The organism is Seonamhaeicola algicola, from assembly GCF_007997385.1.
Classification (GTDB): Bacteria; Bacteroidota; Bacteroidia; order Flavobacteriales; family Flavobacteriaceae; genus Seonamhaeicola; species Seonamhaeicola algicola.
This window is the reverse complement of sequence record NZ_VOSC01000012.1, coordinates 621,216-643,136: the sequence shown is the minus strand read 5'-3', so window position 1 is coordinate 643,136 and position 21,921 is coordinate 621,216. Positions and strand designations below refer to the sequence as shown.

General features: G+C 32.6%; 15 protein-coding genes. 2 read left to right on the top strand and 13 right to left on the bottom strand.

What is annotated here, in order from left to right:
* Positions 1 to 16: 16 nt before the first annotated feature.
* Positions 17 to 985, top strand: coding sequence for an endonuclease/exonuclease/phosphatase family protein (locus FUA26_RS05190; protein WP_147132489.1), 969 nt, complete (start codon positions 17 to 19; stop codon positions 983 to 985).
* 9 nt (positions 986 to 994) lie between these two features.
* Here the strand turns inward: FUA26_RS05190 and FUA26_RS05185 are convergent, their stop codons facing one another.
* Both FUA26_RS05185 and FUA26_RS05180 read right to left on the bottom strand, forming a co-directional pair.
* Positions 995 to 2,413, bottom strand: coding sequence for a DUF5689 domain-containing protein (locus FUA26_RS05185; RefSeq protein WP_147132486.1), 1,419 nt, complete (start codon positions 2,411 to 2,413; stop codon positions 995 to 997).
* A 3-nt stretch (positions 2,414 to 2,416) separates the two neighbouring features.
* Positions 2,417 to 5,215, bottom strand: a complete 2,799-nt coding sequence (locus tag FUA26_RS05180; RefSeq protein ID WP_147132483.1) for a TonB-dependent receptor — start codon at positions 5,213 to 5,215, stop codon at positions 2,417 to 2,419.
* Positions 5,216 to 5,345: 130 nt separating this feature from the next.
* Here FUA26_RS05180 and FUA26_RS05175 point away from each other — a divergent pair, with 130 nt between their 5' ends.
* Entirely contained in the window at positions 5,346 to 6,398 is a 1,053-nt protein-coding gene (locus tag FUA26_RS05175) for an endonuclease/exonuclease/phosphatase family protein (protein WP_147132480.1), read from the top strand.
* A 2-nt stretch (positions 6,399 to 6,400) separates the two neighbouring features.
* On the opposite strand, the gene FUA26_RS05170 is transcribed toward FUA26_RS05175, so the two are convergent.
* From FUA26_RS05170 to FUA26_RS05120, 11 genes are all read right to left on the bottom strand, one after another.
* The gene (locus FUA26_RS05170) at positions 6,401 to 6,835 is read right to left on the bottom strand and encodes a hypothetical protein (protein WP_147132477.1); all 435 of its coding nucleotides are present in this window, start codon (positions 6,833 to 6,835) and stop codon (positions 6,401 to 6,403) included.
* Positions 6,836 to 6,931: 96 nt separating this feature from the next.
* Positions 6,932 to 8,284 (bottom strand): endonuclease, encoded by a 1,353-nt coding sequence (locus FUA26_RS05165; RefSeq protein WP_147132474.1) that lies wholly within the window; start codon positions 8,282 to 8,284, stop codon positions 6,932 to 6,934.
* A 67-nt stretch (positions 8,285 to 8,351) separates the two neighbouring features.
* Entirely contained in the window at positions 8,352 to 9,467 is a 1,116-nt protein-coding gene (locus FUA26_RS05160) for a hypothetical protein (RefSeq protein ID WP_147132472.1), read from the bottom strand.
* Positions 9,468 to 9,479: 12 nt separating this feature from the next.
* Entirely contained in the window at positions 9,480 to 12,014 is a 2,535-nt protein-coding gene (locus tag FUA26_RS05155; RefSeq protein WP_147132469.1) for a TonB-dependent receptor, read from the bottom strand.
* Positions 12,015 to 12,185: 171 nt separating this feature from the next.
* Positions 12,186 to 13,805: a glucose-6-phosphate isomerase gene (gene pgi, locus FUA26_RS05150; RefSeq protein WP_147132466.1), complete on the bottom strand. Its 1,620-nt coding sequence runs from the start codon at positions 13,803 to 13,805 to the stop codon at positions 12,186 to 12,188.
* Between the two features lie 3 nt (positions 13,806 to 13,808).
* Positions 13,809 to 15,128, bottom strand: a complete 1,320-nt coding sequence (locus FUA26_RS05145) for a peptidoglycan DD-metalloendopeptidase family protein (protein WP_147132464.1) — start codon at positions 15,126 to 15,128, stop codon at positions 13,809 to 13,811.
* Positions 15,086 to 16,009: a tryptophan 2,3-dioxygenase family protein gene (locus FUA26_RS05140; protein WP_147132461.1), complete on the bottom strand. Its 924-nt coding sequence runs from the start codon at positions 16,007 to 16,009 to the stop codon at positions 15,086 to 15,088. Before FUA26_RS05140 ends, FUA26_RS05145 begins: the two co-directional genes overlap by 43 nt.
* A complete protein-coding gene (locus tag FUA26_RS05135; protein WP_147132458.1) occupies positions 16,009 to 16,788 on the bottom strand; it encodes a DUF3108 domain-containing protein in 780 nt (259 codons plus the stop codon). Before FUA26_RS05135 ends, FUA26_RS05140 begins: the two co-directional genes overlap by 1 nt.
* Before the next feature lie 203 nt (positions 16,789 to 16,991).
* Positions 16,992 to 18,152 carry a 4-hydroxyphenylpyruvate dioxygenase gene (hppD, locus tag FUA26_RS05130; RefSeq protein ID WP_147132455.1) on the bottom strand — a complete coding sequence of 387 codons (1,161 nt, stop codon included), beginning with the start codon at positions 18,150 to 18,152 and terminating at the stop codon, positions 16,992 to 16,994.
* Between the two features lie 113 nt (positions 18,153 to 18,265).
* Complete coding sequence (locus FUA26_RS15915; RefSeq protein WP_147132453.1) at positions 18,266 to 19,423, bottom strand: homogentisate 1,2-dioxygenase; 1,158 nt, start codon at positions 19,421 to 19,423, stop codon at positions 18,266 to 18,268.
* Positions 19,424 to 19,635: 212 nt separating this feature from the next.
* A complete protein-coding gene (locus FUA26_RS05120) occupies positions 19,636 to 21,879 on the bottom strand; it encodes a patatin-like phospholipase family protein (protein ID WP_246109075.1) in 2,244 nt (747 codons plus the stop codon).
* Positions 21,880 to 21,921 lie beyond the last annotated feature (42 nt).

Below are 21,921 nucleotides of genomic sequence, written 5' to 3'. Positions count from 1 at the left end.
ACTCAATTTTTAATTTATGAGTGATTTATTTGATGATATTCCTGTGCAAGATAACATGCAAACATTGGCATTTTATAATCTTGAAAATTTGTTTGATTTAGATGATGATGCCCACACAAACGACAATGATTTTTTGCCATATTCAGCTAAAAAATGGACACCAAAACGTTATAAAAATAAATTACGAAAATTAGGTTTTGCAATTTCTAATATTGGAAGACACGAAACAGGAAAACACCCTGCTATTGTTGGGTTAGCCGAAGTTGAAAACGCCAAGGTTATTGAAGATTTACTAGCATCAAAACATTTAGAATTTTATAATTATAGCTATGTACATTACGAATCGCCAGATGAACGTGGCATTGACGTAGCGTTTATTTATGATAAAGATGCTTTTGAAGTAACACACTCTGATAATTTTGTAGTGCCTTTAATGGATGATGATGGTATGCCCGATTATACACGCGACGTACTACTAGTAAGCGGTTTTTTAGATAATGAGCCTGTGCATATTATTGTAAACCATTGGTCATCTAGACGCGAGGGTACTTTAGAAAGTGAACATAAACGTATGGCTTCATCAAAAAAAGTAGGTATCATTATTTCAAATTTAAAAGAAGAAGATGCTAATGCTAAAATTATTATTATGGGCGATTTTAATGATGAACCCCAAAACAATAGCATTATTAATTTAGTACAAAACTATAATTTATACAACCCATTTGAAACACTACGTTCATACAACCGCGGTACGGTTAGCCGTTTTAAACAATGGAGCTTATTTGATCAAATATTTTTTACCACTAATTTTTTTGAAAACTCACAAGATGCCTTTGAGTTTTATAAAGCTAATATTTTTGACGAAGATTTTTTAAAAACCTTTAAAGGACGCTACAAAGGCGTACCATTTAGAACCTATGTTGGCAAAAAATACAATGGTGGTTATAGTGATCACTTTCCTGTGTATGCGGTTTTTAAGAGGTAAGTTTTAAGGTTAAAAATCAATACTAATATCATCTAATTCATAAACACCATCAAAACTTTCTTGTCCGCCTCCAGTATATTTAAAAGCAATATAAACAGTACCCGATAAACATGACAAATCTACATTGCCCGATGGGAACCACTCAACAAAACCATCAGTATCTTTAACCACATAAGCACTGGTTAAAACATGCCAAGTGGCGGTTGTTATATTAGTTGTTGTACCATCCCAATTATTTGAAATTAAAACTTCCATAAAGCTGCTATCGGCTCTACTGTTTGATGTTTTAAAACGAAGTGTTTCACCATCTTGAACATCTAAATTAATTGCTGGTGTTATAAGCCAACCAATATTTTTAATATTACCCGAACTAGCTGACTGAAATCTTGCAGAACGCCCTAATGAAGCATTGGTTGATGTTGATGACCATGCTTCCCACCCTTCAGAACCTGCTTCTATAAAATTGGTCCAGCCGTTGCCCTCAATAAGTCGGTTATTACGTTGAGATTCAAAGTCTTCAAAAAACAAATTACTAGCTCCAAAAGCATCAGCAATTCCGCAGGTTTGTTCACTTGGGTCACACCGTTCTGTACTATCAAAGCTTACACTTTTTGATGTTATTGGTAAAATTACATTAAAATCATCACCAAAATCTCTACTAAAAACACCTGTGATACTGCCACTTCCTTGAGGTACTAATAGCGATTTAAAATCAGCAAACGTACTTGTTTGCATTAGCATTTGTATACCAGAATTGCAATTTTCTAGCAAGCGCAAGCCATCAAACTCATCAAAAGATTCACTAGCAAACGTAGCACCTAATTCAAATCTATTAAGCTGCATATTATTTAATTTTATTAATGTGTTTTCATCAGCTTCGGTTAAGTTTTCTAAAGCAACTTCTTTAGGTTCAATATTGGCTATAGTGTTACTTCTAAGTACAATATTTTTGTATTCTGAAGCTTGAATTTGTTTAACGTTTACACCATCGCCTTTTCCAATAGTAATAACGCCATTGTTATTACCAATTGTTAAGTTTTGAAGTTTTACATATACTTTTTGACCGAATTGGTAGGTGTCTGACAAGTTACTTTTATTAATATCTATTTTAAAACCCAACCTTGGGTTATCATCTGGGTTACTAGCATTGGTTTTGTTTTGAATTATGAGTTCTTCAAAAAAATTACCCGCCTTATCTGATGATACTACATAACCTTGAATATACACATCATCTCTAATTAATACAGTTGTATTCCCTCCATTTACAGCCTGTTCATATAAACTTTTTATGGCTTTAAATGTGGTTATTTTGCTTTGAGATATTTCGGGTTCGGTTATTGAAACATCGGGTACTCCATAATCTTCGTCTTTAATACAAGCACAAAATAAAATACTTAATACAAGTAAAAACGTTGCTATTTTTTTCATGTTTTAAAATCTTAAGTTTAAGTTTAAAAAATATGTTGTGCCCCTTCCGTACCAATATTTGGGTCCAAAAACGGGAGTAGTTAGTGCTTTATCATCTCTTAACTCTCTATAATTGGCGCTTCTTCCTTGTTCAAAACCGCCAGTTTTATATACGGCGTCTAAAAGGTTATTTACACTGGCAAAAAAGCCTACATAATACTTGCCTATTTTCCATGATTTTCCTCCTACCAAGTTTACTACCAAATAATCATCAAAACGTTCTTGTTTTAACAAATCTTTGGCCAAATCTTCGTTGTAATCATTAAACACATTACCATCAAAATCTGTATTAAAATTTGAAGACCGTGTTAACGGACTTACATCTAGATAAGTATTAGCAAAAAAGTTTGCCGTTGCACCAAACCACCAAAATTCAGGATCTCTGTACTCAAAACCAATTGAATACGCTGTTTGCGGACCAGTTGCTAGTTTATAATTTTTAAGTTTTGATTGCCCAAAACTTTTAAAACCATTTATAAAACCTGCATTTTCTGCATCGGCATCAGGCTCAGTAGATAAAAATAAATTGGGATTATTAGCATACGTAAATTGCCCTACTGCTGCCACCCCTTTTAGTTTTATACTAGATGTAATTTGAGCATCAATACCAAACTCTACACCTATATGTTGTTTTTCTATACCTTGTAAAATTTCTTGAACAAATACCGCATTATCACCACCAATACCATCGGCAAAAAAGAATGAAATTTCACTAGCATTAGCCATTTTGGTATAATATGCTGTTGTTTTTGCATTAATTACTGGCGACCTGTAAATATAACTTACATCGGCCAATGTTATATTTTCTTCAGAAATATTAGGAACTACATTATGGTTCTCACGAGCATTTGAAAATGTGTTTTGCACCGTTGGTGCCCTAGAAATGTACCCTGCATTTGCATTGAATAAATGCCTGCCTGATATTTTATAAGTGCCACCAAATTTTGCCCCTAAACCTGTGAAAGATAAACTTTGACCTTTTCCTAATGAATTATTTGGAAAGCCACCATTTTGATAAATTCCTTCTCTTTGATATTGGGTTTGTTTAAAGTGGGTTGCCACATAAAAATCGAGTTTATTGTAACTAAATTGTGCCTGGGCAAAACCACTAATTGTTTGTGCTAAAATATTGTAATGGTATTTAAAAATATCACCTTTACCAACCAATCTATTTGGGTTTAACAAATTATTTTGTGCTTCATTAATTTCGGTAGCAAACCCATCAACATCTAAATAGGTTTTGGCACCTAAAAGATCTAGAACTTCGGCAAAATTTTCAGACTTTAAATGTTGATATCCTACAGATGCGTTTAAAACTATATTGTCATTTAATGTTTTATTTAAAATTGAATTTATTGAAAACTGGGTATCATCAACTCTATCTTCATACAATGCATAAATAGCATTACCTCCATTGTTTGTATTATTAATGTTGGCTTGGTACATGGCATTCCAATCTATCTGACCATCATTTTGAAATGCTTGTAAAGCAGTATAAGCAAATTGTAAATTATTAGGAAAATTACGTTCAAAATAACTAGGTAATTTTTGGTAGTACGTTGGGCTTGGGTTAGCCCCACCACCCACAGGGAAATTATCAATTAAATCGGTACCATTATAATCTAATCGGCTATTACCAAGTTTACCAAATTGGTAACCAATATTAGTATTTATAGTAGTTTTATTATTTAAACTCCAGTAATGATTAAGCATTATAATAGGCTCATTAACTTCTTTAATTCTAGAATTACGTTTTTCGCCATCTTGCCAACCCCAATATTCATTGTATTTTATGTCTTTTAAATTGTAAACTTCCTGTGTGTTTGGTGAAGATTTTCCGCGCCTGTTTGGTGTATAAATAGCTGCAAAATTTAAACTGTGTTTGTTATTAAATTTCTTTTCAACTGCGGTAAATAATGAATTTGCATTGTAGCTTGTTGCATCTTGATAACCTTCATTGCCCCAACGTCTTCCAACAGAAATTGTGTATGCCCAATTGTTTTTAAGTAAGCCTGTAGCATACGTTGCCATGAGCCTGTTGGTGTAACTTCGGTTTGAAGAGGAGTATGTTATTCTTCCGCCAGGTCTAGCTTCAGTAGGCCTAATATTAATATTTGTACTACCCATAGCACCACCAAATGTGTAATTTGAAGGCGCTAAACCTAACGCTAATTCTTGGTTGCGTAATACATCATTAATGCCTCCCCAATTACTCCATTGTGGCCTGCCGTTAAAGGCTTTGTTCATTTCAATACCATTAATTAATACTGTACCGTTATTAGAATCTAATCCGCGAACGCGAAAAAAAGAAGCACTAAATTCAAACGCAGCTGTACGTTGAAAAACATCTAATGATGACGCTAAAAGTCCTGAAATATTATCGGCACCACTAGTATCATCATTCAGCTCATCATCAGAAAGTGTTATGGTAAATAAATCTTCAATTTCCGAAGTATCTCTATCTAAAGTCATATCAAAAATACTTACTTCTTCACCTTCATTAATAACAATTGGAAACCGTTTAGGTAAGTACCCTGTTTTTGAAATGGTAAGTACTTGCTCACCTAAAGGTAAGTTTTCATTAAACTGAAAAGAACCTAAATTGTTGGTTAAGGTTTTAAGGTTTGTGTGTTCAATGGCCACTAAAACACCATCAATGGGCTGAAAAGTAAAAGTTTCTTTTACACTGCCTTTAACAACGGTATTTTGTGATATACAAACGGCGTGTATAAAAAAGCAGCAAAGCAGTAAAACTTTATTCATTTAAAGTAAATAATTTACGTACGTTAAAGTAAACTATTTCTTATTAAAAACAAAATTCAAAGCTTTTAGTTTAAACTCTTAACTTTGGCTTAGCTTTTGTTTACTACTTTTATATTCTTATTTAATACAAATGAAATTTATAAAAATTTACGCTTTACTTACAGTTTTTACATTACTTAACACAGTTGAAGCACAAGAAAAAAACTATAAAATTCACACCATTGCATTTTATAATCTTGAAAATTTATTTGATACTATTAATGACCCAACTAAGCTTGATGAGTACAGCCCAATAATGGAAATTAAGGGTAATAGAGATGCCATTTACAAACAAAAAGTAAAAAATATGGCAAAAGTTTTAGCAGATATTGGCAGTGAAAAAACCCAAAATACCCCAAGTATTATTGGCATTTGTGAAGTTGAAAACAGGAAAGTGGTTGAAGATTTAGTTAATGACACTGCTTTAATTAAAAAAGATTATGGTATTATACACTATGATGCGCCTGATGCTCGTGGTATTGATGTTGGTTTATTATACCAAAAAAGTGTTTTTAAACCTTTAAATTCAAAAACATTTGAACTCAAAATTTATGATGATAAAACACGTGAACGTGTGCAAACAAGAGACCAACTTTTAGTTAGTGGCTTATTAGAAAATGAATTAATTCATGTTATTGTTAACCATTGGCCGTCTAGACGTGGTGGTGAAGCCCGCAGTAACCCTAAACGTGTTGCTGCTGCCAAATTAAACAAGCGTATTATTGATTCTTTGCAAACCGAAGACCCTTATGCTAAAATTTTTATTATGGGCGATTTAAATGATAACCCTACTAATAACAGTGTTAAAAAGGTATTGAATGCTAAAGAAAACAAAAGTAATGTTGGTTTAAAAGGTATTTATAATCCGTTTACAACAATTTATAAAAATGGCTTAGGCACCGTAGCATACCGCGATGTTTGGAGTTTATTTGACCAAATAATGGTTACAAAACCACTAATAGACACAAAAACTCAAGGTTTAAAACTATATAAAGCCAGCATTTTTAATGCACAGTACTTAATAAATAGTACGGGCGCTTATAAAGGTTACCCTTACAGAAGCTTTACAAAAGCAGGTTTCACCAATGGGTATAGTGACCACTTTCCGGTATATATTTATTTAATTAAAGAAATAAAAGAGTAGTATTAAAACCAAGTACTCCAAGGAATTCTAGATAACAACAACACTAATGCTATAGTATAAAAAATTGCTATAGTTTTTAATTTTCCTTTAGAAGTTAATTTCTTTTTGTGTTTTGAATAACCAATGGTTATTAATGCTATGGCAATAATATTTACAAAAGGATGTTCTACTAAATATAATCTGGCTAAGCTATTACCCATAACGCCACCACCTAATTCACCCCAAAGCTGAAATCTTGGAGACACAAAGTATAAAACAATACCTATTAATAATTGGATATGAGATATAATTAAAGTGAATAAAGAAATTCTAAAATCTTTTGCACTATACTCTTTAGCACCAGCCGATTTTATTAAAGCATTAACAACGGCAATTACTAAAACAACTATTACCAAAAAGGCCCAATATGAATGTAAATTAAGTACAGTATTATACATGATTATTAGAATTAAATTTAAAATCAAAAATAGTGATTTTAATCTATAAAAAAACCGCTTCTTTAAAAGAAGCGGTTTAATTACAAAAAATAATTTTTATTGCCATTTATTTTCAGCATCATTACCACCCCAAATAAGGGTTGCCAAGTATGGGTTATCAATAAATGGATTACGGTTACCTTGCGCTGCATAAATAACCTCATTGCGTTGCATTTCAAAAGCAGAAACAGGATCTTCTATATTCCATTTTAAAAACAACTCTAATGAACCTACTTTATTAAACGTTTCACCATAACGTACATTTAAATAAAGTATCATACGTGCTACATCGCCTTTCCATTCATCTCCTGGAAACCATTCTTGATTTGTTAATAAATAACCACCACTACCATCTCTATATGGGTAGTTACTTCTTTCACTATTTACATTTTCATCACAAGCTCTTAAATGGTGTAAGTCTGTAACAGCATCTTCAGCCGTTAGAAGTGATTGCGGGTAAATATGCTCTGTATTAAATGTTTGCGGAGAATGTGAATTGGTTGGTGAGGCATATTCTTCCCAATACCTACTTTCACCTGAGTATACTAAAACTACATTATCTACATTAGATAAATCTTCATCAGCGTTATATAAATAATTATGACGCTGACCATATGATAAAATAGTAGTGTGTTTTGATACCGTTAAACTCTGGGTTTCAGAATATGTTAAATCTTTGTCTTGAGAAAAAATAACACCTTCATAATAATTTTCAATTTCAGTAGGAATATTAAAACTAATTGCCTCAATTACGGTTACAGTAACTGTTCCTGTTGAGCATTGAGCTGTTGGCGTATCATCATCACAAATAGTATATGTAAAAGTATCTTCACCTTTAAAATTGTTTTGAGGTGTATAACTAACCGAACCATCTTCATTTAAAACCACTGTACCTGTTGAGGCTGTATCATCAACACTGTTTATAATAGCATCGTCAATTAATTGGTCATTATCTAAAAGTGTTGTTATTGTTTTTGTACTATTATACAAAGCAAAAATAGCATCATTTACCGCAACAGGTTCACCTTCATCACTAATAGTTATGGTGACCGTTGCTGTTGAACAATCTGGTGTTTCATCTCTATCGCAAAGGGTATATGTAAATGTATCTTCACCTATGTAGCCTGTAGGAGGTGTGTATTCATAGGTTCCATCTCTATTATCTACAATGGTACCTCCTTTTTCACTTGTAGCATCAAAAGATGTAATTCTTGCTTTATCAACTACTGTATCATTATCTAATAAACCTGCAATATCTATTTTTTGATCTTCAGTTGTTGATGCAACATCATTTACAGCAATTGGTACTTGGTTTGGCTCTGGTTCTGGTGTTGGTGTATCATCAGAGCTAGAACTACTACATGTAAAAAAAGTTACTGCTATTAGAAAAAATAATATTAGTTTTTTCATTTAATTTTTTTGTTAAAAAAACCTCTTACCCAATTGGGAAGAGGTTTTATTTTGTAAAAGTAGGTTTTTATTGTAAAACCCAAACACCATCTGTTTTTATAACAGCTATATCTTCAGTTCCGCTAGAACCGTTGTAAATATCATATGTTACAACATATTTTTGACCTTCTTCAGCATCTGGATTTAATTTGCTTAATACAACATCCATGGCTTCTGCAATCATTGCAGGTGTCCACTCTGCAGCATTACCAGGTCTTCTTTCAAAGTTACCATAGTTATCCATACTTCCAGTTGCTGCTGGGTATTTATCGCTTAAAGCTTCAACTATTAAAGGATAATCACTAGCTTCTAATGTATATTTAATTGTGTTATCTGGTACCCATGTAGTTCCGTCATGGCCAAATTGCAATGTAACATCTAATTCATTTTCGTAAGGTAAAAACTCTGAGCCGTTATATACATAAGCAGCTGTAAAGCTTCTTGTTACACCACCACCTTGGTATAATTCATACATTGCTAATACAATATCACCAGCGCTTTTAGGATCAAATTTATAAACGTCAACTAAAGCAATTGGTATTTTTACGTTAGCTTCGTCTTCACTTGAGAAGTTTGGAAAACCTTCACCCATAGCTTGGTATTGGTCTTCAGTAAAGCCAGTAAACTTAATCCATTCTCCATTTTCAAATGCAAAACCATCAGTTAATGTACTTTCAGAACCATTATAAAAACGGTATCTTAATGAAACAAAATCACCGTCTTCAGCATCAGGGTATGTAGCTTCTAAGTAATCATAAATATGGTTTGATCTATCAAAATTACCAAATGTTTTTCCTGTAATTGCGTTATGTTCTTCATCAGACAATTCATAAACATCAGCTTCATAAGTATCTACACGATTGTATAACTTATAAGTTATTAAAGCAGATGATCCTTTACCTAAAGCCGGGTATTTATCACTTAAAAAATCTGGTAATAAATCTTTAGCATCATCATTAGAACTGAAGTTACCAAAATTTAAATCTAAATCTTCATAATCATCGTCTTCTAATGTATAAACTACATCTCCTGATATTTCTAAAGAACTATTTTTGTTGACATCTTCATGGATATCTTCAAGTGGGTTACACCCAACAATTATTGCACTTAGAGCTATAGCGCAAACGTAAATTAATTTTTTCATTTTCTATTTTTTTTAAAATTCTAGTCTTAATCCTACACTGTAGGTTCTACCTGCTCCGTAATATACTTGTGCAGTTGCCGAAGTTCCATCAATATCGTTAGCATCAGAAATATATTCAGTATTGAATACGTTGTTGATTTTACCGTTTAATGTAGCTTCAAAAGATCCCATTTGGAACGTATGACGTAAACCTAAATCAAATAAACCAAAATCTGGTAATTGCCAAACATCTGGTAAATCTTCACTACCTCTGTTTGTTACATCATATGATGCATAGTTGTTTCCTGCAAAGTTATAATCTGCATATATGTTAGATTTAGCTGCTAATTTATAATCTAAACCTAAAGCAAAGGTTGTTTGTGCTGCATCACCAACTTTTAAACCATCTGCATAAACTTCAATGGTATCTAACTCATCACCTGCTTGGTCTCTTACAATTGCAGAAACATTACTTTTCCATTCCCAGTTACCTATAGAAGCCATACCTGTTACTGTTAATTCTTGTGTAGCTTTATATTTAAAATCTACCTCAAGACCTTGATGTAAAGCATCAATACCTAATAAGTTGTAGAAGAAAATCTCATCACCAGCTGGAATTGATCCGGCATAAGATTTATCTAACCAATTAGTATGGTATAAGTTTACGTTTGCACTTAATTTTTCACTTCTAAAGCCATAGCCTAATTCAAAACTAAATACTTTTTCGTTTACGGCATCTTCGTTTAACTCTAAAGTATCTTCATTTAAGAATACGTTTACTAAGAAAGGTGCTTTAGAAAAATAACCAACATTTAAAAATACGTTATTTTGGTTATCAATATTGTAGTTACCACCACCTTTAACACTGTATCCTAAGAAATCTACATCATCAGAAGTTCTACTTCCAGTTATTTCACTGTTCATAAACTCTTCTTTTTTGTAATTAGTGTTAGATATATCGGCAGCAAAGAATAAGTTTAAAACATCATTAACTTGATATTCTGCTTGACCAAAAACACCGTATCTATTTACAATACCGTCATAATCTTTATTATATCTATCACCCACAGTTAATGGCTTTCCAAAAGCAAAAGTATCACTTTCGTTATCTAAAAAGAATTGACCTCCTAATAAGTCATCAACTTCATACCAGTGAGAACCAACATAATAACGAGCATCTAAACCTCCAGAAACCACTAATTTATCATTAATAGTATTTTTATAAGAAGATAAGATACCGTACCACTCATGCGAGTTTCTAGATGATGAAATGATATCTGTTGAACCATTTACACCATTTTCCATGTTTTCAGCTACTATTTTATCAAAATCAATTGGCTGTAAACCTGTTGGCCCTATTCTATAGTCGTTTGAGCCTATTTTATTACCTTCATCTCTACGTCCACCACCTGAACCAAAAGAAGCATATAATGCTGTTGATAATGCAGAATGATCATTAATATTCCATAAATGGTTTAATGACATTTGCGGTTTATGGTAAAAGTTATATGATTGGTGATAAACTTCTCCGTTTTTATAACCCCAGTCTTTGTTAGCTTTTTGTGGACCAGAATCTGTTGCCTGTAATTCAGCTATAGTTGAACGATTAAAACGCTGTCCGTGAGTTTGTTGTGCACCAAAAGCAGAGAATGTTAAGCGGTGTGCATCATTTATTTGCTGTGTTAAACTTAAAAAGTAGTTATACCCTGAAAATTCACCTCCATCAATATAACCATCACCTGTTATTTTTGAAGCACTTACAGTAGCTGCAAAACCTTTTTCAGATAAACCTGTTGAGTATGTCATACCATATTTTAAATACCCATCATTACCTATTGATGAAAATATGTTACCACCTTGTTCTGCATCAGTACTTTTAGTAATAATATTAATTGTACCACCAACAGAAGGCACAGCCACTTTAGAAGCACCTAAACCTCTTTGTACTTGCATTGATGATGTAACATCACCTAAACCTGCCCAGTTTGACCAGTAAACACGACCATTTTCCATATCGTTAACTGGAACACCGTTAATCATTACTGCTACGTTTTCAGAATCAAAACCTCTTAGGTTAATTCTACCGTCACCGTAACCACCACCAGCTCTAGTTGCATAAACACCAGGAGTAGATTTTAAAATTTCAGGAAATTCTTGTGTACTTAATTTTAAAGCAATGTCAGCAGCTTTTACCGTAGATACAGCTACAGGTGTTTTTCTATCTACTGCCACAGATGCAATAATTTGTACTTCTTCTAAACCTACTTGGCTAGACTCTAAAGTAATGGTACCTAACTTAGTGCCTGCAGAAAAAGGAACAGTTTTAGAGGTATACCCTATAAAAGATATTACCAATTCACCTGAGTTAGATTTTGTGTTGATAGTAAAATTTCCATCAAAATCTGTTACTACACCGTTTGTAGTACCTTTTTCAACAACATTTGCTCCTGGTAACGGAATGTTACTTCCCGCTTCCAAAATAGTACCACTAATGGTACTTTGTGCCATAGCTACGGCAGACACTAAAAGTGCTACAGCAACTATTAAATTTTGAGTAATTCTTCTCATAATTTTTAAAAAGATTAATTTTTTTAATTAGTCTTGCAAAATTACTTCTTGAGTAAGGTTTTAATATTAAGAAAATATTAAGAAAACTATAACAGTTTTAAAGCAAAAAAGACACTAACCTATTAAAATTAGCACCTTTTTTTAAGTAAATATTATGAGAATGTATTTTTTTTACTTCATATTTTTGTAATATGTCAGTAAATTAACAGTTGAAGAATCATGATTGTTTGTTACCAAATTGTTAAATTCATGTAAAATTTTTGTTGCCAACTGTTTTCCTAGTTCAACTCCAAACTGATCGTAACTAAAAATATTCCAAATAATACCTTGTACAAAAATCTTGTGTTCGTACATGGCTATTAGCTTTCCAAGACTTTTAGGTGTTAATTTTTCTACAAAAATTGTGTTTGTTGGTTTATTTCCTTCAAATATTTTAAAAGGCAAAATAGTTTCTGAAGTTCCTTCGTCTTCTACTTGTTCTTTTGTTTTACCGTTAAGTAAGGCTTCAGTTTGTGCTAAAAAGTTTGATATTAATTTATCTTGGTGGTCTTGATTACCGTGTAATGATTTTGCAAACCCAATAAAATCAGCTGGTATTAGTTTGGTTCCTTGGTGAATTAGCTGAAAAAATGCATGTTGCGAGTTTGTACCGGGTTCTCCCCAAATTAATGTACCTGTTTGGTAATCTATAAAATTACCATTTCTATCAACACTTTTTCCATTACTTTCCATAATGCCTTGTTGCAAATAGGTAGCAAATTGATTTAAATACTGCGAATATGCAATTACAGCTTCACTTTCAGCTTTAAAAAAGTTATTATACCAAATACTTATTAAACCTAAAACCACCGGAATGTTTGATGCAAAATCTTCATTTTTAAAATGCTCATCCATTTCATGAGCACCTTCTAATAAACTAGCATAATTATTATAACCAACTGCCAAACTTATTGAAAGCCCAACGGCGCTCCATAATGAAAAACGACCACCAACCCAATCCCACATTGGGAAAATATTTTCTGAAGCTATACCAAAATTTTTAACCGCTTCTAAATTAGTTGATACTGCTACAAAGTGTTTTGCTATATCATCTTGTGATGCCGATTGTAAAAACCATTCTTTTATGGTGTTGGCATTTGATAAGGTTTCTTGTGTGGTAAACGTTTTAGAAACTACCACAAATAAAGTAGTTTCAGGGTTTAATTTTTTAATTACTTCATTTACATGATCACCATCAACATTACTTACAAAATAAGTTGTTAAATGGTTTTTGTAATACTGAAGCGAATCTACAACCATGGCTGGCCCTAAATCTGATCCGCCAATACCAATGTTTACAACATGCGTAAACGCTTTACCTGTATACCCTTTTTTTGAACCACTTACCACTTTATTGGTAAAAGCCTCTATTTTTTCTCTAACGCTATAAACTTCAGGTATTACATTAACACCATCAACATTTACAACGGCAGTTTTTAGAGCTCTTAAAGCGGTGTGTAATACGGCTCTACCTTCGGTTTTATTAATTTTTTCTCCTGAGAACTGACTTTGTATTGCTTCTTTAAGCTTAACATCATCAGCTAATTCTAATAAATATTTAAATGTTTCTTCAGTAATTCTGTTTTTAGAAACATCTACATAAAAATCTTGCCATTTAATGGTAAATTTATCTGCCCTGTTTGCATCTTGAGCAAATAAATCTTTCATGTGTAAATTTTCTACTTTATTAAAATGGTCTTGAAGCTTTTTCCAGGCTTGAGTTTGAGTTGGGTTAACTGTTGGTAATGCCATGTGTTAATAATTCTGGGTAATTAAATTTTGGTTTTGATTTAAATTTTCTTGAGACGCTTGGTTTTCAAAGTGTATACTATCTAACTGCGCCTTTATGGGTTTAATAAACTCTAAATATTTAGTTTTCAAAGAATCTGATATTGGTTTAGCTTCAGGCAATTTTTGTTTAAACGGATCAACTTGTCTGCCATTTACCCAAAAACGATAACATACGTGCGGGCCACCAGTATTACCCGTCATACCAACCCAACCAATAACATCGCCTTGTTTTACAAACTGCCCCACTTTTACATTGCGTTTTTTCATGTGTAAATATTGGGTTTCGTAGGTGGCGTTGTGGCGTATTTTAACGTAATTTCCGTTACCACCACGACGCTCTGACTTTGTAACCGTACCATTTGCAGTTGCCATAATGGGCGTACCTATTGGCGCAGCAAAATCTGTACCTTTATGTGGCCGTACTTTAAAACCATATACAGCAATTCTTCGTCTTAAATTATAACGTGATGATATTCTACTAAACTTAACCGGTGCTTTTAAAAAGGCACGACGCAAGTTTTTGGCTTCTTCATTGAAGTAATCTATAATACCTTTAACAGAATCGGTTTCAAATTGAAAGGCATAAAAGGGTTCTTTGTTATGTTCAAAAAAAGCGGCCTTCACATCATGAATTCCACCATAAATAGTATCATCAATATACTTATCAGTATAAATAACTTTAAACCTATCACCTTTTTGCAGGCGCCTAAAATCTATTGTCCAAGCATAAATATTATCTGCCAATTTATTGGTTAGTACTGCGCTAACACCTTTTTCATCTAAAGTTTCAGAAATACTACTGTTAATAACACCCGTAACTGTTTTTTCAACGTATTTTATGGGTTTTCTACTTTTAAAAGCATGAATAGAATCTTTAAAATTTATAACAACGTACTCTTCTTTATTAGGCTGATATATGAATGATTGTGGCAGTTCTAAAGAATCTTTTGAGCATAGAATTGTATAGGGTTTTCCTACTTGTAGTTTTCTTATATCAAAAGTATCTTTTGCTTTTTCAGCAATATGAAAAATTTTAGGGTAGCCTATGTTGTTCCTTTCTAAAATAACCCCAAACGTGTCTCCACTTTTTATGGTATCTCTTTTTACTATGTAATCATCAAGCTTAAAGCCAAATTCATATACATATTGTACTTCTTCAACCTCAGCAATGTCTTCTTTTATAATTTGTTTAGGCTCATTTTTACAGGCATTTAAAATGAGTATTAAAAAACATGTTAATGCTAAATATTTGTTCCCCACGCCTCTATTTCTTTTGTTGTCCATAATTCTGGAAAAAATATTCTTTTTTGATATTTTGGATGCATATATTTTACCCACTCACTACCACCAGTAGCTTCAGCTGTTTTTCCGCCTATATTTAAATAATGGTTAGCGGTGTTGTAATGCGCCATAACCCATTTTACATTAACGGTAAAATCATAATGGCGCATAGCTTCTACTAGCGCTTTATTTTGTTGTGATTTTTTTGGTAAACTTTTAAATTTAGACCAAAGATTATTTGTTTTATAAAATTTGCTAAATCTAAGAAACTCTTCTTTATATTGTGCTTCAAAAACTGTTAAAGTATAGGTTTTTTTACCTGTTTTGAAATCTTTACCGGCGGCTTGCCAATACAAGTATTCAAAAGCATTTTCATACGATGTTTCTGTATTAAAATCTGCCCTAAATCGTTTATCAATTAGATTGATTAATTCAGTTGAAGCAAATTCAATTTTACGGTACTGGGCACTTTGAAAACCACTTGCAGGTATTAAGGTTTGCCTAAATTGATTGTACTGTTCTATACTCATGCCATCTTTCATAATACTGAATGATGATGTAAGCACATCAAAATAACGGCTTATGCGCATTATTTTATCAGTAAAAACCGCTTCGGTTATTTGGTTACTTTTTGCTACTTGCTCAATTTCAGTAAGTATCATTTTAAAGAGCAACTCTGTAATTTGATGGTACATTATAAATACCATTTCATCAGGAAAATTAGTACGCGGTAATTGCAGGTTTAAAAGTGCATCTGTATGAATATAATCCCAGTAAGTAATAGGTTTGCTATGTAAAAGACCTTCTAAATGATCATTTAAATCTTGGTCTATAGCCTTATATTTTTCATTAAGTTGGTTGGTTATATTTACTTTTGAACCCATTAATTTTTCACTACTATTTTGAAGGGATGCTTTAAACCTTTAAAGGCATCTAAATCTGCTCTTAACGATCCTACAGCCAAATCTGCTTTTATACGCAAAGGTACTTTATTTTTGTCTTTTGAAACCCAAAGTGTTAAACTTTCTTCCTCTTTAAACACACGACCTGCCATAACATAAGGCCTGAATTTTAGAGATTCAACCTCGCCAAAATCTGTATCAATAATTTCTTCGCCTAAATATCTTAATTTAAAGCCATAGTTTTCTTTATCAAAAAACATATCAACTCTAACCTCATCTCCAATTTTTAAATTATCAGTTTTTAAGTTATTTCTTAAATAATAAAATGTTGATACCATATCTTGTATGTTGGGTCTGGTATCTAAAACATACTTTTTTTTATGTTTTTTGTCGTTTACGTGGGCTTTATGATTTACTTGATCAAAGTCTATTTCAATATCTTTGGTATATCCACCTTCATCAATATTTCTTACAAATTTATAAGGCAACAGTGTTTTTTTATCAAAATAGCTTTCATATCTATCTTTTACTTTAAAAAACCATTTTATCATACCGGTTGTCCAGCCTTTACCAACAACATGGTAAACATCTTTGTTATCTAGCTTAGTATCAATTACAGTAAGTGTGGCATTACCTGCTTTTAAAAAATTACTGTAACTCATTCTAAATTTAAACCACTCGCCATCTCCAAATGACGACTCTTGTGAAGTTACCATTTGCATACAGCACATTGTAATTATAATAAGTAGTGTTTTTTTCATGATGACTGTGGGGTTATGTTATTAACTTTTTAAAGCATTTTTTATTGTTATATCTACTGAATTTACAATTACTATTCCAAAAATATAAAAAAAACAATATAGCTTGTTTTATGTAAGAAGTTCTTAACGATAATTTGTTACATAAAAAACGCCTTCAAAACCACATTGAAGGCGTTTTTTAACTTTTTTATTTACAAGCGTTTTTACAAAGTACCGCGTTTTGCTTGTTCTCTTTCAATAGACTCAAAAAGTGCTTTAAAGTTACCTGCACCAAAACCACGTGCGCCCATGCGTTGTATAATTTCAAAAAATAAGGTTGGCCTATCTTGTACTGGTTTTGTAAAAATTTGAAGTAAGTAACCTTCCTCATCAGCATCAATCATTATACCCAAACTTTTTAGGGTTTCAATATCTTCACGTAATTCATGGTTGTGCGTTAGTAAACGCTCAGGCACCGCCTCATAATAAGCATCGGGTGGTGTTGATAAAAACTCTACACCTCTTGCACGCATACCTTTTATGGTTTTAATAATATCATCTGTAGCTACGGCTATATGCTGCACGCCTGCACTTTCATAAAAATCTAAATATTCTTCAATTTGCGAACGTTTTTTACCTTCGGCAGGTTCATTTATTGGAAATTTTATGCGCCCATTACCATTACTCATTACTTTACTCATTAGTGCCGAATACTCTGTGTGTATTTGCTTATCATCAAATGATAAAAAGTTTTCAAAGCCCATAACGTCTTCATACCATTTAACCCAGGTATTCATTTGGCCCCAACCAACGTTACCAACCATATGATCTACGTATTTTAAACCCAAAGGTTCTGGTTTATAATCAGACTCCCAAGTTACAAACCCTGGCATAAATACACCGTTGTAATTTTTACGTTCTACAAACATATGCACGGTTTCTCCGTAGGTGTAAATACCTGCTTTTACAACCTGACCATGTTCATCTGTTTCCTCGTAAGGCTCAATGTATGATTTTGCGCCTCGGCTAGTTGTTTCGTTATAAGCTTTTCTGGCATCTTCTACCCAAAGTGCTATTACTTTTACACCATCGCCATGTTTTACTATATGCTCATTTATTGTATTTTTAGAATTTAGCGGTGTGGTTAAAACTAAACGAATTTTATCTTGTTTTAATACGTATGAAACAGTGTCTTTACTACCAGTTTCTAAACCTTTATAGGCAAATGATTGAAACCCAAAAGCTGTTTTATAATAATGTGCTGCTTGTTTTGCGTTACCTACGTAAAGCTCTACATAATCTGTACCAAGAAGTGGTAAAAAATCTTGTGCGCCTTCAAATATTTTTTCTAAACCGTAGTTTACTGATTCTATATGTTTACTCATAATTATTTATCTGTTTTTTGTTGATTTGTTTTTAGCCCCGATAGCAGCGGCATCCTTTTTTGAGGTACGAGAAAAAGATATAGCGGATAGCGGGAAATAGCTTCTTAAAAAAATTACTCTAACCATGATTTATGATAGCTTTCATCGGCAATTTTCATGGCTTCTTCTGTTACCATTAAAGGCTTGAAGGTATCAACCATAACGGCTAATTCTTCGGTTTTTTGTTTACCAATACTGCGCTCTGTAGCGCCTGGGTGTGGCCCATGCGGAATACCTGCTGGATGTAGTGAAATATGGCCAGCTTCTACATCATTTCTACTCATAAAATCGCCATCAACATAATATAAAACCTCATCAGAATCTATATTGCTATGGTTGTATGGTGCCGGAATGGATAGCGGATGATAGTCATACAAACGCGGTACAAAACTACACACCACAAAGGCATCTGTTTCAAAGGTTTGGTGTACTGGTGGTGGTTGATGGATGCGGCCTGTTATAGGCTCAAAATCATGAATTGAAAAGGCATACGGATAGTTGTAACCATCGTACCCAACAACATCAAATGGGTGCGATGCGTAAACCATTTCTATAATATCGCCTTGTTTTTTTACTTTTATGGTAAAGTCTCCGTTTTCATTGTAGGTTTCAAGCTCTTGTGGCCTGCGTATATCGCGCTCACAAAATGGGGCATGTTCTAGTAATTGCCCAAACCAGTTACGATAGCGTTTTGGTGTATAAATGGGGCGGTGTGATTCTACAATGAAAAGCCTGTTATCTTCTGTATCAAAATCTATTTTATAGATTACGCCGCGTGGTATTAGTAAATAATCGCCGTACTTAAAATTTAAATTACCCAACATAGTGCGTAATTTACCAGTGCCTTTGTGAACAAAAATAAGCTCATCTGCATCTGTATTTTTATAAAAATAATTTTTGGTTGATTGTTTAGGTGCTGCTAATACAATAGCACAATCTGAATTTACTAAAACGGTTTTTCGGCTTTCTAAAAAATCGTTTTCGGGTGTTACTTTAAAGCCTTTAAAACGGTATGATTTTATGTTGTTTTTTAAGGCTATTTTGGGTGCAACACTGTATTGTTTTTTTATTTCTTTTACTTGTGTTGGGCGTTGCTCATGGTAGCTGTTGGTTGACATACCATCAAAACCAATAGTACCAAAAAGCTGCTCATAATATAAACTGCCGTCTGGTTTTTTAAATTGTATATGGCGTTTATGCGGAATGCTTCCTAATTTATGATAAAAAGGCATACTTTAATTTTTTAAATGTGAAAAAATTAGCGCTGGTTGATAAACATGTAAATATTAACTTTACATGTTACCTATTAAATATACAAAAAAAGCGGGCTTATTCAGGATTTCTCTTGATAAGGTAGTGTAGAAATTGTAATAAATCTTTAAAATAAAGTATCATAACATTACAAATATCGTAAAAAAACTAATATTTTTTTCATAATAATTGGTTAAAACCAAAAACCTAAAGTAAAATACCAAAATCCTTTAGTTTGCTCTGGTGAGTAACTATACTTTACTTGAATTGGGCCAACAAACGTATCAACAGCGTAACCTAAGGCGTAACCACGGTAATCTGGCAGCGTAAACCACTCGCCTGTATCAAAAATATCATCATCAATATTTGCCCAATTAGCTTCTAAAGTTATGTGGTGTTTTTTAAGCCAATTATAATCTAAACCCGCATAAGCTTTAACGTAACTATTTCCTGTTAATGAAATAAAATCATACCCTAAAAACGGCACAAAATTGTTAATTAAATTATTACCGTAACCACCCAAAGCAAAATCTAGAGTTTGGGTAGTTTTATCGCCTAATTTAAAGCCTCCTCCAGATTTTAAATTTACTGCCAATTTATCGGTTATACTAAAAGCATACCCTATATCTGCTTTAGCAATGCTGAAAGCGTCAAACGTTTTATTAAAATGCGATGCGTATAAGTACCAATGCAAATCGCCATTAAAATACACACCATTTTTAGGAAAATACTTATCATCATAGGTGTCTAGTTTTAAATTACTATAAAAACTAAAATAATCAGTGTTTTCAAAAACAAACTCTTCATCAACATTGTTGGTTGCCAATGTTTCAGATGTTATTTCTAAACGTTTATGTTCTGCTCCAATACTTAGGGCAAAGTCTTTTCTAAAAAGTGTTTGTAAGTAAAACTGATTGGTTTGGTCTTGTAACTCAACACCTATTTTATTTAAGCCCATGGCATCAATTTCAGTATCATTTAATAACAATGAGGCTGTTATATTTTTATTAAAATGACTGAAACTAGAGCGTAAACCTATACTCCAATAAAAACCTTTGTCTATTAAATAATCAAATTTATAGCGAATATTATCACCCAAAACCACATCAAACGAAGCAATATCATTTTTAAACAGAAAGCGTTTTTTTGTAACATTTAAAAGTGCTCCACTTTTGTACAAATCATCATAATGCAAACCAAATTTTAAAAATGTTGTGTTTTGAGTTTCTTTTACATTTGCAAAAAAATCATACCCATTTTTATTTTTTGATGTTTTTAATTGATATTCAAAAGCATCAAAATTATTTGTGGCTACTATGTTATTAATACCATTTGTTAATCTTTCATAACTAATTTTTTCATTGCTTTTAATTTTTAATTTACCTAAAACATATGAACGCGTGTAGTTATTTAAACCATTAATTTTTATATTATTAATTAAAACACTGTCCTGTAAGTGTGGTTTTATTTTTTCTTTTGAATGTTGCTTATCACTTAAATTACTCAATGCTTTTAATTGGTTTAATTGTGCATTACAAGCCTCTTCTCCTAGGGCAATAATTTCTTTTCCTGCATCAAAAGAAACCACGCTATAACCTTTTATATCTGGTTTTATATAAATGTCTGTTTTTTTACTTTTAACTTCCATATCTTTAATAGTGCGAAAGTTATTTATTTGCAATAACACATCGGGTGCCGATGTTAATTGTGTTCTATCCATTAAACCATCTTGCACATCAACACCAATAATTACATCCATTCCTTTAGCTCGTAGCTCATCAACTGGATAATTATTAACCACACCGCCATCAATTAAAAGGTTATCATTTAAAGCTACCGGCTGAAACAAGGTAGGCAAGGCACCACTTGCCATAACACTTTGGGTTAAATTACCAGACTCTAACTGAATTTGCTTACCTGTTTCCATATTGGTTGCTATACAAAAAAATGGCACTGGCAGTTTGGTGAAATCTTCAATTTCGTTAGTGTGCAAATGTAATTTTAGCAACAAATTATAGGCGTTTTGCCCTCTTGAAAGCGCCGATGGTAATTTTAATTTAAAATCGTTAAAAGGTAGTTTTATTGCGTACCGCTCATCATTATTACGTTCAAAAAAATCTTTTGAAGCTCTTGGTAAATCATCAGTAATAATTTTATCAAAATCGGCTTCAACAAAAATAGAATCAAGCTGTTTACCCGAATAACCTGCCGCGTACAAAGAGCCAACAATGGCCCCCATACTTGAACCAGACACATAATCAATATGTATACCAAGGCTATCAATAACTTTTAAAACACCAATGTGCGCCAGCCCTTTTGCACCGCCACCACTTAACACCAAACCTATTTTAGGTTTTTTATGTTTTAATGTATCTGTTTGCGCTTTCGCGGAAACAAAAACAAACAACACTAATAATATTGACAGTGCTTTTTTCAAACTTTATATTTTATATGGTTTAAATTTTATGATTACGTGTAA

Bases quoted from the DNA above. Each gene is read 5' to 3' on its own strand.
- FUA26_RS05145 (WP_147132464.1), bottom strand. From the start codon at position 15,128: ATGGACAACAAAAGAAATAGAGGCGTGGGGAACAAATATTTAGCATTA.
- FUA26_RS05165 (WP_147132474.1), bottom strand. From the start codon at position 8,284: ATGAAAAAACTAATATTATTTTTTCTAATAGCAGTAACTTTTTTTACA.
- FUA26_RS05180 (WP_147132483.1), bottom strand. From the start codon at position 5,215: ATGAATAAAGTTTTACTGCTTTGCTGCTTTTTTATACACGCCGTTTGT.
- FUA26_RS05175 (WP_147132480.1), top strand. From the start codon at position 5,346: ATGAAATTTATAAAAATTTACGCTTTACTTACAGTTTTTACATTACTT.
- hppD (WP_147132455.1), bottom strand. From the start codon at position 18,152: ATGAGTAAACATATAGAATCAGTAAACTACGGTTTAGAAAAAATATTT.
- FUA26_RS05140 (WP_147132461.1), bottom strand. From the start codon at position 16,009: ATGGGTTCAAAAGTAAATATAACCAACCAACTTAATGAAAAATATAAG.
- FUA26_RS05135 (WP_147132458.1), bottom strand. From the start codon at position 16,788: ATGAAAAAAACACTACTTATTATAATTACAATGTGCTGTATGCAAATG.
- FUA26_RS05155 (WP_147132469.1), bottom strand. From the start codon at position 12,014: ATGAGAAGAATTACTCAAAATTTAATAGTTGCTGTAGCACTTTTAGTG.
- FUA26_RS05170 (WP_147132477.1), bottom strand. From the start codon at position 6,835: ATGTATAATACTGTACTTAATTTACATTCATATTGGGCCTTTTTGGTA.
- FUA26_RS05185 (WP_147132486.1), bottom strand. From the start codon at position 2,413: ATGAAAAAAATAGCAACGTTTTTACTTGTATTAAGTATTTTATTTTGT.
- FUA26_RS15915 (WP_147132453.1), bottom strand. From the start codon at position 19,423: ATGCCTTTTTATCATAAATTAGGAAGCATTCCGCATAAACGCCATATA.
- FUA26_RS05190 (WP_147132489.1), top strand. From the start codon at position 17: ATGAGTGATTTATTTGATGATATTCCTGTGCAAGATAACATGCAAACA.
- pgi (WP_147132466.1), bottom strand. From the start codon at position 13,805: ATGGCATTACCAACAGTTAACCCAACTCAAACTCAAGCCTGGAAAAAG.
- FUA26_RS05160 (WP_147132472.1), bottom strand. From the start codon at position 9,467: ATGAAAAAATTAATTTACGTTTGCGCTATAGCTCTAAGTGCAATAATT.